Raw genomic sequence first — 12,706 nt, forward strand, 5'->3', positions numbered from 1 at the left:
ACGGTTTACCTGCCGCCGGCTGCATTGGGTTGTTCTGTCACCGCCGTGCGGCGGCAGATAAACGCTAACTGTTAGGCCTCATGAAGAGCAATCCCGCGCATCCTCCGCAGAAGCCGAAGCGTCGCACGCCGAGCGTCTGGCGAGGGCCTATCCGAAAATACGCCGTTGCCATCGGTGAACTCGTTTGGGCCGCCAACCAAGCCCAAGCATCGCTAGCTGATCTTTTTTCAGTACTGGTGGATCCGAAGGATCTAGATCCGGGTTTGGCCATTTGGCTCTCAATCGCTTCTGACAAAGGCCAGGTTGGTGCTCTCCAAGCTCTGCTAAAGACTAGAGCGGCGCCAACCACTCGCCTCTATCGGAGTATCAACTGGGTGATCGCTGTCGTCGGGAAACTCGCAGAAATTCGGAATGACGCGGCGCACATGGCAACCGCACCGACGATAGGGCCCGCTGGGGGCATGTTGATTCCCAACCCTATAGGAAATCCAGCATCACGTCTGCAACGGCGCAGCAATACTGACTTTCTCAAGCTGTTCTCGCAGGCGAAGGGGGACTATGTTCAGGTTCAACGGTATGTTCATGACATCTTCTGTCATCTGGCATACCCGGACCAGCATTACCCGTTGCCGCTTCGTCCAAAGCTACTTTCAGTTGTCGTGCTGGTTGGCAAGCGCAAAAAATGAGGCCTAACCATTCGCTCAACCGGACCCGCAACGGCATGCCGCCTTCGGGCCTCATTTCATTCTGGCCCTGCGGCGTCCTGCCGTTGCGGGCCGGTTATCTTCAACGTTAGGCATCACTCGGCATGCGCAAGCAGTACCACTTTCGAAAAAGCGAACAAGGCTTGCTCGCCTGGGATGTTCATCGCTTAATTAGTCTGACTCAAGCCATTCAACCCCGTGCCGTACAGCTTTCTGACATCCGGGAAGTTGATGAGTCGTACTGGTACGACACAGAAGACCCGCCGCCTACGTGCCGTGACCTGATTGAGCACATGCAACTGGTCATGGCTACAGACCTCGCCCACCCAATCATCCTTTCGCCTGACGGCCGAGTTATGGATGGGATGCATCGCGTGGCAAAGGCAATACTGCATGGCCACTCGGAGATCATGGCCGTGCGCCTTCAGGCCATGCCCGAGCCAGACTACATCGGCGTTGATCCAGCTGAACTTCCATATGATGAGGCCTAACAATTCATTCAAACCGAACCCGCTTCGCGGGCCGGGTTAATTCAGGCGCTAGAGCGCAATGACTATCTTGCTCCTTCTATTTGCTGCGTTGTTTTCGTATCTGGCTTTAGATGCTTGGCGTCTCAGTTCGTCATCCAAAGATGCTCCGTACGAAATCGAGGCGAAGACAAGAGGTGAGTCATTGCTTGGCATCCCACTGAGCGAACAACTTCGGCGAAAGAACTTGAACCGACGCTACGGACTTGGCGAACCATCTCATATCGTGTTGGTATGGACAGTTCTTACCATCGGTTGTTTGGCTGCTGCCGGATTTTCGGCATTGGCATGAGGCGCGCTCACTGGTCACTCGAGTGGATCTCCGCCAACTCGAACGTGATAGCGCAAGCCATTTCCCACTCCCCGCATTAGCACCATTCAAATTTGGCATTAGGTCGCTGCAATGGCATTCGAATTCAAGAAGGGCACAGGGCGTGAGGACGTTCTGCTGATCACGCGGCCAGATGGTTCTTCAGAGACCCTTGTCTGCCCCAAGCAAGGCATCATTCCGCATGAAATGGTGCATTACGCGGTGGAGTCGGTGCTGAACCGGAACGGCTTCTTGGCCAAGGTGGTCCAGGGTGAAGTGCCTGGCTACACCATGTCGCCATCCGACGAAGCTGAAAGCGTTGAGCGCCTGGTGGAAGCGATGCAGGCGGATGGCTGGTCGGGCTGGACCACCGATCCTGCGGCCATATTGGACATGTACGCGGTGAGTTGCGATGCCCGTGCGTCCAAGCCGCTGCCGCTGCACGTGGGGGAGATCGCAGAGATCCGCGACTTCATCTTGACGCTCACCGCCCAGTGGTCGGAAGTCGCGCCAGGGCAATCACTCAAGCTGCCAGGCTGGTGAATCCCGCAAACTTGGCCAGCGCTCGCTCGACAAGGCTGGCAAGGTCTGGGCAACTTGTGGACCTCATTTCATTTTCGCCCCCCCGGCATCCTGTCGCCTTGGGCTGCATCGCTAGAACCATAGGCATCAAAAAGCCATGACCACTTCCACTTCCGCGTCCGTTTCGCCAGCCCAATCGTCAAGCACTGGCTTGGCCTTTCTTGCTGCATGCGGCGCGGGCGTCCTGTGGGGCACTGGCGCGCTAATTGTGAACTTGCTGGTCGAGAAGCATGGGTTCACACCGGCCAATATCTCGTTCTGGCGTTTCCTTGTGGGTGCCGTCGTACTGCTGGCTGTTTTCGGCAGGCAAATCTCTTGGGGCCGGCTGCGCCCGCTGCTGGGAACCGTGCTGATGGCGGGCCTCGCCATGGCGGGCTATGTGCTACTTTGGTTCCTCGGCATTGAGCAAATGGGGGCGGCCGTGCCGACCTTGATTGCACTTTGCCTGCCGCCGGTGATCGTCACGGCGATTGCCGTCGCTCGTGGACAGGAACGCGCCGACCTCCAACTCCTGCTGGTGCTCGTGGGCGCGATCGTCGGCACGGTGCTCATCGTCCTCCAACATGGCCCTCATGCAAGCAGCAATGGCTCGGCCAACGGGATCACACTCGGCATCGCCTTTTCCATTGGCTCAGCACTTCTCTACGCAGGCTTCTCCACGATCAGCGGACGAATATCTGTAGCGCTCGGTGCTGGTCCTGCCACCACTTGCCTGACCGTGGTGGCTGCCGCTGCCATGGGCTTGTTTGGCTTGTATCGCCCGCTTGCGTGGCCAAGCGATGTGCCGCCACAAGCTTGGTTTCTTTACTTAGGCGTTGTGACCGCTGCACTTGCCCTGCTTGCCTTCAGCTGGGGCGCTGCACGCCTGAAGCCTACGGCCTTGACCGTCGCGACCCTGCTCGAACCGCTGACCGCCGTCGTTTTATCGACCTTGCTGCTCGGCCAGCACCTCGGCGTCACTCAGTGGTTCGGTGGCGTGCTGCTTTTGCTCAGCATCTTCGTGCTGGGTAAGCGTGCGGCAGGCAAGGCGCCGACACACTGATTGCAAAGCGCGGACTCAAGCGAGCTTGCAGCGCCCCGACGGGCTCAACCGTCGGCTAAAGCGATCCTCTCGGCATGGACGGCTCGAACATCTGAAACGTATTGCGCCCTGCTTTCTTTGCCTCGTACATGGCGGCGTCAGCAGCGGGGCACAGGTCATCAAAGCCTTGGTGCCCTTCGTTCATCAAGGTAGCGCCAATGCTGACAGTCGTGGTGCACTGCGCCTCACCAAGCACATAGGGCTGGGCGAGACAGGCCAAGATCTTCTCGGCGATGGCTCGCGTTTTCTTTGTGGCTTCGACGGCATCGGAGCTGAGGTTCTCCAGCATCACCACAAACTCATCCCCTGAAATGCGCGCCACCGTGTCGGCCTCTCTGACCGCAGACCGCAGGCGCGAGGCCATTTCCTTCAATAGCAAGTCACCCGCCTCGTGACCATATTGATCATTGACGCCCTTGAAATTGTCGGCATCCAGAAACAAGAGCGCGCCGATCTGCTGAGTTCTCTTGGCGCAAAAGAGTGCGTGGCTAACGCGGTCGATCAGCAGGCGGCGGTTGGGGAGTTGGGTCAAGGCATCGGTCATTGCCATGTGATGCAGGCTGGCATTCAACTGCTCCAGTTGCGCTTTTTGAGCGGACAGCTCGAGGTTGAGGCGTTTCAGCTCTTCCTCTTGTTGGCGCCGGGCGTGGACGTTGTAGGTGACGCCGATCAAGTGCTTGGCTTCCGGGTGACCCGCTCGCTCGATGATTTTTCCGCTGTTGGCGTACCAAACCCAAGCGCCCGACTTCGCCTTAATCCTGAATTCGCATTGGTATTTGGGCGTCTTGCCGCTCGCGTGCTCATTGAGCGCGTGTTTCATCCGCTCGACATCCTCGGGGTGAACGATGGCGAAGATGTTGTCCATGACGTCGCCCACCTCTTGCGCGGTGTAGCCGAGTTCTGCATAGACCTTGGTGGCATTTCGGGTGACCCGGCCGCTGACGAGCTCGTTTTCCCAAACGTCCAAGTCAGCTGCCTCCATGACCACTTGTAGAAATTCTTCCCGTGGCATCTTCATGGGCTGTGTTCCCTTTGCAATGTCATGGCGCTCATTCTCGAAAGAGAAAGTCAACTGCACAAAGCAAAGTATGGCGCATGCGGAGGGCTAGCCGAGACTTCCATTCGTCCCTGCCGGGTGCTGGCGGCGCCGTCACTGTGGAAAATTTCGCTCGCGTCGGCGCTGGGGAACGCCAAGCGGCTCGCGGCGCGGGCATCAGCAAGTGCCGCTCAAGAATTGCCCGCCCGTCAATGTCGAGCGCCTGATCTCCCTTGGCAGCCAAAGGGAGGAGAACTGGGGTGCCGACCAAGACCCCCAGCAACAAAAGGCCCAGCGCCAACGCGAAGACATGCGGATTCGCATTGTGCGCAAAGCGTACGCCTGCTGACACCGGCCTGCGGCGGCCAGCTTCAGCCTGCACCAGCCAACACCGATCAGGCGCGGCTAGACCTGGAGCCACGCCTTGCGCGCATCGCTATTGCAGCGCGCTCGGCCGGTGTACCCCGTGGCCTTTCGCTTCAGAAGCGATGGCGGATGCCAGCGCCGTAGCTGGCACCACTGCTCAAGCCCGTCAGTTTGTCGCTCATGTAGGCGGCATAGATGTCGGTGCGCTTGGACAGCAAGTAGTCATAGCCGACGGTGAAGGTCGTGCGGTCGGCGCCGGCCGAGGCCGAGATGCGGCCGTACTGCGCCAGCAGCTTGCCGCTGCCCACCGGCACGGCCACACCCACATTGGCGAGCTTGTAGTCGCGCTTGCTGGTGGTGTTCTCCACATCGCTGTATTGGCCGAACAGCTTGGCGACGCCGAAATCGTAGGAGGCCGCCACCTGCATCGTTTCGGTGTCATCCACCGTCGCGCCCTTGGCCACCTTTTGATAAACGGCCGAGGCTGCGAAGCCACCGGCGCCGTAGCCGGCGTTGACACCCCAGTTGCGGCCGCCCGCGCCTTCACCGGCAGCGGCGATCACACCGCCGCTGAAGCCGCCCATTTTCGGTGCCACGTAAAGCACCGAGTCGCTCCAGCCGGAGTCGCCAGTGACGGTGCCGCTGGTGAAGGTGTGGCGGATCGCCGGCGAGAAACCGAAAGAGTCGCCGAAGGCGTTGAACAACAGCGTGCTGACGAACAGCGGCGTGGTGTTGCGGCCGATTTTGAGGGTACCCAGCTCCTGGCTGGACAAGCTAGCAAAGGCATTGCGCGCCCACATGGCGTCGCCATTGAAGCGGCCTGCGGTGCCGCCGTCGGGCTGCAGAAAGCTCTCCATCGCGAAGCCGGCCGTCAGACCGCCGCCCAGGTCTTCACGGCCCGAGAAGCCGATGTAGCTGGTTGTCATGCTGCCGCTTTCGGCCTTCGTGATGGCCTGGCCGCCTGGGGCCTTGAAGGAGCCGACGCTCAGGTCCATCAAGCCATAGAGCGTGACACTGGACTGCGCCTGCGCGGCGGCGCCCAGCAGGGCCAGCATGGCAGCGGCGGCGATCTTGTTGGAGGTCTTCATCGGATGGGTTCCTTTTTTATGGAGGGAGGTGAGATCAGAAAATTTGCGGCGCGGGCTCAGTGGTTCTCGCCACCGCGGTGCGCCCAGCCGGTCAGGCGGCGCTCCAGCACGGCGAACAGCTCATACATAAGCATGGCCATCGCGCCGACGACCACCAGGCCGGCGAAAGCCAGGCCCATCTGCATCGACGCGCCAGCAGAAATCAGCAGATAGCCGATGCCCTCGTTCGAGGCGGTCATCTCGGACACCGTGGTGCCGACGAAAGCCAGCGTGATCGCCACCTTCAGCGCAGCGAAGAAGTAAGGCATGGAGCGCGGCAGGCCGATCTTCATCAGCACATCCCAGCGCCTAGCACCCAGCACCCGCAGCACATCCTCCAGTTCGGGCTCCAACGTGGCCAGGCCGGTGGCGATATTGACCATGATGGGGAAGAAGCTGATCAAAAAGGCCGTCAAGATGGCCGGCCCGACGCCGATGCCGAACCACACCACCAAGATGGGCACGAAGGCCGCCTTGGGCAGCGCGTTGAAGCCGGTCATCAGCGGATACATCGCCCGGTAGGCCAGTTGCGAGCTGCCCATCAGGAAGCCCAGCAGCACGCCCACCACGATGGCGATGCCAAAGCCCGCCACCGTGACCCAGAAGGTGCGCCAGGCATGGCCGAGGATGGTGCTGTGATGCTCGGCCACCGCCTGCCCGATGGCCATCGGGCTGGGAAAGATGAATTCCGAGACCTGCAAGGCGCTGCACAACACCTGCCACAGCAGCACGATGGCCAGCAGCAGCAACCAGGCGGCATAGCGCTGAAACAGCAAATGGGGTTCGCGGCGGCCGGTCATTGGGTCACCTCCGCACTGGGCTTGCCCACATGCCGCAGGGCACCGATATGGCTGCGCAACTCGTGCACGATCTCGGTGAACTCGGGCGTGTAGGTCAGTTCCAACTCGCGCGGCCGCGGCAGCTCGATCTCACGCCTGTGCAGCAGCCGCCCCGGGCTCTTGCTCATCACATAGACCGTGTCGGCCAGGAATACGCTTTCGCGCAAATCATGCGTCACCAGAATCACGTTGAAGCCCTTCTCGGCCTGCAAGTCCCGTAGCGCGCACCACAGCTCTTCACGCGTGAAGGCATCCAGCGCGCCGAAGGGCTCGTCCAGCAGCAGCAGCTGCGGCTCGTGAATCAGCGCGCGGCAGATGCTGGCGCGCTGCTGCATGCCGCCCGACAGCTGCCAGGGGAACTTGTCCTCATAACCGGCCAAACCCACGCTGGCCAGCAAGGCGCGGGCACGCTCGGTGTACTCGGCCTTTTTGGCGCGCAGCTGGCTACGGTGTGGCTCAACGATTTCCAGCGGCAGCATCACGTTCGCCAGCGTCGTGCGCCAGGGCAGCAGCGAGGCCGCCTGGAAGGCCATGCCGCTGATCTTCAGCGGCCCGATGACGGGCTGGCCGTCAACGAAGATCTCACCGCGGCTGGGCTTCTTCAAGCCGGTGGCCAGCTTCATGAAGGTGGACTTGCCACAGCCGGAAGGGCCGACGATGGCGGCGAATTCGCCGCGCTTGAGCGTCAGCGAAATGTCCTCGACGGCAAACTTGCCTTCAGCCCACAGCTGTTCGTTATAGGCCAGCCAGACGCGCTTGAACTCGACGAAAGCAGCGTCTGTCATCACTTTTTCTTCAGCGCCGGCAGCACGTCCAACTCGGCCTTGCTGGGCAGGAAGCTGCCGTTCCACACCGCCTCGGGCACCACCCGCGTCTTGGTGGCATAGGTGTCAGAAACCTGGCTGGCCATCAGGGCCAGACGTGGTGCCAGCACCTGGCCGAAACCTTCGGCACGGGCATCCGGGCTGGCCACCACGGCGTCGATGGCCAGACGCAGACGGCGCTTCTCCAGCGCCTCGTTGATGATGCCGTCACGCTGCTTGACGAAGGCGATGGACGCATCCGGATCGGCCATCACCTCCTTGGCGCCCTGGGCGAAGGCCTTCAGGAAGGCCTTGATCAGCTCGGGCTTTTCCTTAATCAGCTTGGGGCTGGCGATGATGGCGTTGCCATACAGCTTCACGCCATAGTCCGGGTAGGGAAATATGTTCACCTCTTCGGCCTTGATGCCGCGCGCTTCCAGGTTCAGCAGCGAGGTGAAAGAGAAGCCGGTGATCGCATCGACATCGCCGCGCACCAGCATGGTTTCGCGCAGCGGCGGATCCATGCTGACCCAGCTGACGCCCTCGATCTTGTTGGCCTTGGCGAAGATGGGGAAGCCCTTGCGGCCGGCGTCGAACACCGGCGCACCCAGCTTCTTGCCGGCCAGCTGGCCGACCGTATTGATGCCGCCCTTCTTCAGAGTTAGCACCGCGGCCGGCGTATTGTTGTAGACCATCATCACCGCAACCGGCTTGTTCGGCGCGTCGGGGTTGTTGGCGTGGAACTCCATCAGCGCCGCCAGGTCGGCAAAGCCCATGTCGTAGGAGCCCGAGGCCACGCGGGTCACTGCCCCGCCGGAGCCGCTGCCGGCGTCCAACTGCACATCGAGCCCGGCGGCCTTGAAGGTGCCTTTGGCGATGGGTTGCAGGAACAGCGCCGACGGCCCTTCGAAGCGCCAGTCGAGCTGGAACTTGATCGGCGTCTGCGCCAGGCTCAGCGAGCCCAGCAAGCTGAGGGTGGCGCCGAGAGCGGCGTTGCGAAGCCAAGGGCGGCGGGTGAGGCGGGCAATCATGGAGTCTCCGGTCAACAAATGGCGTTGACTCCGTGATTGCAAGCTCCGTGCCATTGCGCTGCGCCCTGCGCTTGTGCGTCTGTGTGGGCAAATGCGTAGGCAAGCAGGCGCCCGGCGCACGCAGATGTGCGTACGGCGGGGCGCGAGGCACCAGTCTGGGGTGCGCGCTTCGCCGATGCCCCACGGCGGGTCAGGCCGCAAGCCTAGACGTCGCTCATAGCGCGCGGCTGAGCGCGTAGGCACTTGGGCAAGCGGGGCGAGCTAGGCGAACTGGGCCTGTCAAGAGCTGGAAGCACGCCAATTCAGCAAGCCTGTCGTCCGGCAAGCGGCGACGCCATGGGGGTGCTGGGCAAGGCGCAAGCCACCCTGCTACCCGACAGCAATGCGAGGCTCTGCAACACAGCCCTGGGGATAGATAGGCCGCCAGCCGACCCCTTCTATGGCCGGATAAGTGCTAGACCTCCAGCCACTCCTTGCGCACATAGCTATTGCCGCGCAGCTCGGCCGGTGTGCCTTCGAAGACGATGCGGCCGTGGCCCATCACATAGCAACGCTGCGAGATCTCCAGCGCGATCGCCAGCTTTTGCTCCACCAGCAGCACGGCAATTCCGCGTTCGCGCAAGGCCTTCAGGTACTCGGCCACCAACTCCACAATCATGGGCGCCAGGCCTTCGGTGGGTTCGTCGATCATGATCAGATCGGGGTCGCCCATCAGGCTGCGGCATAGCGTGAGCATCTGCTGCTCGCCGCCCGAGAGCACGCCGGCCTCGGTGTGCTGGCGCTCTTTCAAGCGCGGGAACATGCGGTACATATCCTCAAAGCCCCAGCGCGACTTCTTCTTCGCGCTTCCTGACTTTTGCCCCAGCAGCAGGTTCTGATGCACCGTCAGCTTGGGGAAGATGTCGCGGTTCTCCGGCACATAGGCCAGGCCCCAATGGGCGATCTCATAAGCCTTGTGGCCCAGCAACTCGCGCTCGCCAAACTTGATCGAGCCTTGCGCATCGACCTGGCCCATGATGGTCTTGACCGTGGTGGAGCGGCCCGAACCATTGCGGCCAAGCAAGCTGACGATCTCGCCCGGCTCGACCCGCATGGTCACGCCATGCAGCACATGGCTTTTGCCGTAGAACGCATGCACGTCTTGCAGTTGCAGCGCGCGACCCATCTCGCTCATAAAACCCCTCCGGCCACCTGCAGCGAATTTGAAAATGCGAGCGTGAGCGTTGTCATGCGTGTGCCTCCGCCAGAACCGAACCCAGGTAGGCCTCTTGCACCTGCACATTGGCGCGTACCTTGTCGGGGGTGTCAAAGGCAATCACCTCGCCGTAGACCAGCACCGCGATCTTGTCGGCCAGGCCGAACACCACGCCCATATCGTGCTCCACCGTCAGCAAGGTCTTGCCCACCGTCACTTCACGGATCAGCTGGATGAAACGCTGGGTTTCGCTCTTGCTCATGCCGGCGGTGGGCTCGTCCAGCAAGATCACGCTGGCGCCGCCGGCAATGGTGATGCCGATTTCCAGCGCCCGCGCCTCGGCGTAGGTCAGGTTCATCGCCAGCACATCGCGGCGCTTATCGAGGCGGATCATCTCCATCACCTCTTCGGCACGATCATTGGCGTCGTCCAAGCCGGCCAGAAACTTCCAGAAGGCATAGCGGTAGCCCAGGCTCCACAGCACGGCGCAGCGGATGTTCTCAAACACCGACAAGCGCATGAACAGGTTCGAGACCTGAAAGCTGCGCGCCAAGCCGCGGCGATTGATCTCGTAGGGCTTGAGGCCGTCAATGCGCGCGCCATGCAGGCGCACCTCGCCGCCGCTGGGCGCAAAGCGGCCGCTGATCAGATTGAACAAGGTGGACTTGCCGGCGCCATTGGGGCCGATGATGGCCACCCGCTCGCCCGGCCGCACCTGCAGCTGCGCGCCGCGAATGATCTCGGTTTTGCCAAAACGCTTGCGCAGGTCCAGCAATTCCAGGGCAAAGGGGCCACCCTGGCCGCCATGGCCCGCCGTGGGGATGTTTGTGCTCAAAGCGCTTCCCTCCGCTTGATCTCTTTTTCGATCTCTTCCTGTGTGGCATCCCACTCGCGCTTGAACTGGCGCCGGGTCAGCTCAAACAAACCCAGGCCCAGCAGCATCACCAGACCGGCGCCAAACCAGGCATCAACATGGCCGCTATTGAGCGTGGCACCCAGAAAGCGCAGCTGCGGACCCATGGCCTCATTCATCTGGCGGTGATAAACCATCTCCACCATGGCCGCAGCGCCGACCAGAATCGTCAAGGCCGTTGCCGCCAGGGCCAGGTAGGCCGTCCAGAGCCGGCGCAGCTTGCCGTAAGCCGCCACGCGCAGATTCATCATGATCAGGCCGGCAAAACCGCCCGGCGCATACATCACCATGAAAACGAAGATCAGGCCCAGGTAAAGCAGCCAGGCCTTGGTCAGCTCTGACAGCAGCACCAGCGCCACCACCATCAGCACCGCGCCGATGATAGGCCCGAAGAAGAAGGTGGCACCGCCCAGAAAGGTGAACAGCAGATAGGAGCCTGAGCGCGCCGCGCCGACGACTTCGGCGGTAACGATCTCAAAGTTCAGCGCACTCAAGCCGCCCGCGATGCCAGCGAAAAAGCCCGAGATCATGAAGGCCATGAAGCGCACCCACTGGGTGTCATAACCGATGAACTCGACGCGCTCGGGGTTATCGCGCACGGCATTGAGCATGCGGCCCAGCGGCGTGCGCGTGAGTGCAAACATGGCCGCGGTGCAAACAAAGCAGTAGACGGCGATCAGGTAGTAGACCTGGATCTGCGGCCCGAAGCTGATGCCCCACACCGCCTGGCCCAGCACCCGGTTGCCGGACACGCCGCCCTCACCGCCGAAGAACTCGGGCAGCATCAGCGACATCGACCAGATCAACTCGCCAATGCCCAGCGTGATCATCGCGAAAGGCGTGCCTGACTTCTTGGTCGACACATAGCCGAACAGCATCGCGAAGCCCAAACCGGCCAGGCCGCCAATCACCGGCAGCAAGCTGACCGGCAGCTGCCAGGCGCCGCTGCTGACCAGATTGAGGGAGTGGATGGTCAGGAAAGCGCCCAGGCCGCTGTACACCGCATGACCGAAGCTGAGCATGCCGCCCTGCCCCAGCAAGATGTTGTAGGCCAGGCAGGCAATGATGGCGATGCCGATCTGCGAGAGCATGGTCTGCGCCAGGCCGCTGGTCCACAGCAAGGGCGCCAGCAGCAAGGCCAGGGCGTACAAGCTCCAAACCAGCCAGCGACCGAAGTTGATCGGTTTGAAATGAAAAGGTTTAGGGGTCCCCATGCTCTTAGTCGTCTCGCGTGCCCAACAGGCCCTTGGGGCGGAAAATCAGGATCAGCACCATCAGCAAATACGGCAAGATGGGCGCCACCTGGGCCATGCTCAGTTTCAGAATCGGATAGCCGAACGTCGTCGGCCCCACGGCCAGGCCCCAGCTCGTGAACAAGCTGGCCAGCGAGCCGTCCACCGTTAACGGCAAGGTCTGCAGCAAGCCGATCAGCAAAGAGCCGACAAAAGCCCCCGCCAAAGACCCCACCCCGCCCACCACCACCACCACAAAGATGATGGAGCCGACGATGACCGCCATATTCGGCTCGGTCACAAAGGTGATGCCGCCAATCACCCCAGCCAGCGCCGCCAAGGCGCAACCACTGCCGAAGACCAGCATCAGCACACGCGGTACGTTATGCCCCAGGGCTTCCACCATCTCCGGATGCGTCAGCGCGGCCTGAATCACCAAGCCGATGCGGGTGCGCGTTAGCAGCAGCCACAGGGCCAGCAACATCAACAGCGCCACGACCATCATGAACAGCCGCGTCAACGGGAAGTTGGAACAGGCCGCGCCCGAACACAGCTGCGCCGGCGCCGCGCCCCAGACCAGGGACAGGCCTTGCAGCGGATGCTGAACAATCGTGAAGGCCGAGCCCTGCAGGGTGGCCGGCGGCGTGAACGGCACGGCCAAACGCCCCCAGATCAGCTGCACCAACTCCAGCACCACATAGGACAGGCCGAAGGTGATGAGCAGCTCCGCCACATGGCCGAATTTGTGCACCCGGCGCAGCGCCAGGCGCTCGAATCCTGCGCCCAAGACTCCCACCAGCAAAGGTGCTAGGACGAGCGCCGGCCAAAAGCCCAGCACGCCAACGAGGCTGTAGGCGATATAAGCCCCCAACATATAGAAGCTGGCATGGGCGAAATTGAGCACGCCCATCATGCTGAAGATCAGCGTCAGCCCCGAGCTGAGCATGAACAGCAGCAGCC

The 12,706-nt window shown here is 61.8% G+C and carries 14 protein-coding genes; 5 read left to right on the plus strand and 9 right to left on the minus strand.

Annotated features, from left to right (window positions below; all coding sequences use genetic code 11):
• Window positions 1-80: 80 nt before the first annotated feature.
• From AABB87_RS20875 to AABB87_RS20895, 5 genes are all read left to right on the plus strand, one after another.
• Complete coding sequence (locus AABB87_RS20875; RefSeq protein WP_341973235.1) at window positions 81-686, plus strand: hypothetical protein; 606 nt, start codon at window positions 81-83, stop codon at window positions 684-686.
• Window positions 687-808: 122 nt separating this feature from the next.
• Window positions 809-1,195 (plus strand): hypothetical protein, encoded by a 387-nt coding sequence (locus AABB87_RS20880; protein WP_341973236.1) that lies wholly within the window; start codon window positions 809-811, stop codon window positions 1,193-1,195.
• Window positions 1,196-1,253: 58 nt separating this feature from the next.
• Window positions 1,254-1,523, plus strand: coding sequence for a hypothetical protein (locus AABB87_RS20885; protein ID WP_341973237.1), 270 nt, complete (start codon window positions 1,254-1,256; stop codon window positions 1,521-1,523).
• Window positions 1,524-1,634: 111 nt separating this feature from the next.
• A complete protein-coding gene (locus AABB87_RS20890) occupies window positions 1,635-2,084 on the plus strand; it encodes a hypothetical protein (protein ID WP_341973238.1) in 450 nt (149 codons plus the stop codon).
• Window positions 2,085-2,220: 136 nt separating this feature from the next.
• A complete protein-coding gene (locus tag AABB87_RS20895; protein WP_341973239.1) occupies window positions 2,221-3,165 on the plus strand; it encodes a DMT family transporter in 945 nt (314 codons plus the stop codon).
• A gap of 55 nt (window positions 3,166-3,220) precedes the next feature.
• Here AABB87_RS20895 and AABB87_RS20900 read toward each other — a convergent pair whose 3' ends face one another.
• From AABB87_RS20900 to AABB87_RS20940, 9 genes are all read right to left on the minus strand, one after another.
• Entirely contained in the window at window positions 3,221-4,222 is a 1,002-nt protein-coding gene (locus AABB87_RS20900) for a sensor domain-containing diguanylate cyclase (protein ID WP_341973240.1), read from the minus strand.
• A 497-nt stretch (window positions 4,223-4,719) separates the two neighbouring features.
• The gene (locus tag AABB87_RS20905) at window positions 4,720-5,694 is read right to left on the minus strand and encodes a porin (protein WP_341973241.1); all 975 of its coding nucleotides are present in this window, start codon (window positions 5,692-5,694) and stop codon (window positions 4,720-4,722) included.
• 56 nt (window positions 5,695-5,750) lie between these two features.
• Window positions 5,751-6,533, minus strand: coding sequence for an ABC transporter permease (locus tag AABB87_RS20910; RefSeq protein ID WP_341973242.1), 783 nt, complete (start codon window positions 6,531-6,533; stop codon window positions 5,751-5,753).
• Entirely contained in the window at window positions 6,530-7,357 is an 828-nt protein-coding gene (locus AABB87_RS20915) for an ABC transporter ATP-binding protein (protein WP_341973243.1), read from the minus strand. The genes AABB87_RS20910 and AABB87_RS20915 overlap by 4 nt, the downstream gene beginning before the upstream one ends.
• Complete coding sequence (locus AABB87_RS20920) at window positions 7,357-8,406, minus strand: ABC transporter substrate-binding protein (protein ID WP_341973244.1); 1,050 nt, start codon at window positions 8,404-8,406, stop codon at window positions 7,357-7,359. Before AABB87_RS20920 ends, AABB87_RS20915 begins: the two co-directional genes overlap by 1 nt.
• A gap of 454 nt (window positions 8,407-8,860) precedes the next feature.
• Window positions 8,861-9,571 (minus strand): ABC transporter ATP-binding protein, encoded by a 711-nt coding sequence (locus AABB87_RS20925; protein ID WP_058722056.1) that lies wholly within the window; start codon window positions 9,569-9,571, stop codon window positions 8,861-8,863.
• A gap of 61 nt (window positions 9,572-9,632) precedes the next feature.
• On the minus strand, window positions 9,633-10,436 hold the full coding sequence (locus AABB87_RS20930) for an ABC transporter ATP-binding protein (protein WP_341973245.1): 804 nt from the start codon (window positions 10,434-10,436) through the stop codon (window positions 9,633-9,635).
• Window positions 10,433-11,728 carry a branched-chain amino acid ABC transporter permease gene (locus AABB87_RS20935; RefSeq protein ID WP_341973246.1) on the minus strand — a complete coding sequence of 432 codons (1,296 nt, stop codon included), beginning with the start codon at window positions 11,726-11,728 and terminating at the stop codon, window positions 10,433-10,435. The genes AABB87_RS20930 and AABB87_RS20935 overlap by 4 nt, the downstream gene beginning before the upstream one ends.
• Window positions 11,729-11,732: 4 nt before the next feature.
• A complete protein-coding gene (locus AABB87_RS20940; RefSeq protein ID WP_445944895.1) occupies window positions 11,733-12,692 on the minus strand; it encodes a branched-chain amino acid ABC transporter permease in 960 nt (319 codons plus the stop codon).
• Between the last annotated feature and the right edge of the window lie 14 nt (window positions 12,693-12,706).

The organism is Roseateles sp. PN1 (genome assembly GCF_038419725.1).
Lineage (GTDB): Bacteria > Pseudomonadota > Gammaproteobacteria > Burkholderiales > Burkholderiaceae_C > Paucibacter_A.

Excerpts from the sequence above, each read along its gene's own strand:
- AABB87_RS20935 (WP_341973246.1), bottom strand. The coding sequence starts at position 11,728 with ATGGGGACCCCTAAACCTTTTCATTTCAAACCGATCAACTTCGGTCGC.
- AABB87_RS20910 (WP_341973242.1), bottom strand. The coding sequence starts at position 6,533 with ATGACCGGCCGCCGCGAACCCCATTTGCTGTTTCAGCGCTATGCCGCC.
- AABB87_RS20875 (WP_341973235.1), top strand. The coding sequence starts at position 81 with ATGAAGAGCAATCCCGCGCATCCTCCGCAGAAGCCGAAGCGTCGCACG.
- AABB87_RS20885 (WP_341973237.1), top strand. The coding sequence starts at position 1,254 with ATGACTATCTTGCTCCTTCTATTTGCTGCGTTGTTTTCGTATCTGGCT.
- AABB87_RS20920 (WP_341973244.1), bottom strand. The coding sequence starts at position 8,406 with ATGATTGCCCGCCTCACCCGCCGCCCTTGGCTTCGCAACGCCGCTCTC.
- AABB87_RS20900 (WP_341973240.1), bottom strand. The coding sequence starts at position 4,222 with ATGAAGATGCCACGGGAAGAATTTCTACAAGTGGTCATGGAGGCAGCT.
- AABB87_RS20940 (WP_445944895.1), bottom strand. The coding sequence starts at position 12,692 with ATGCTCAGCTCGGGGCTGACGCTGATCTTCAGCATGATGGGCGTGCTC.
- AABB87_RS20905 (WP_341973241.1), bottom strand. The coding sequence starts at position 5,694 with ATGAAGACCTCCAACAAGATCGCCGCCGCTGCCATGCTGGCCCTGCTG.
- AABB87_RS20880 (WP_341973236.1), top strand. The coding sequence starts at position 809 with ATGCGCAAGCAGTACCACTTTCGAAAAAGCGAACAAGGCTTGCTCGCC.
- AABB87_RS20895 (WP_341973239.1), top strand. The coding sequence starts at position 2,221 with ATGACCACTTCCACTTCCGCGTCCGTTTCGCCAGCCCAATCGTCAAGC.
- AABB87_RS20915 (WP_341973243.1), bottom strand. The coding sequence starts at position 7,357 with ATGACAGACGCTGCTTTCGTCGAGTTCAAGCGCGTCTGGCTGGCCTAT.
- AABB87_RS20925 (WP_058722056.1), bottom strand. The coding sequence starts at position 9,571 with ATGGGTCGCGCGCTGCAACTGCAAGACGTGCATGCGTTCTACGGCAAA.
- AABB87_RS20890 (WP_341973238.1), top strand. The coding sequence starts at position 1,635 with ATGGCATTCGAATTCAAGAAGGGCACAGGGCGTGAGGACGTTCTGCTG.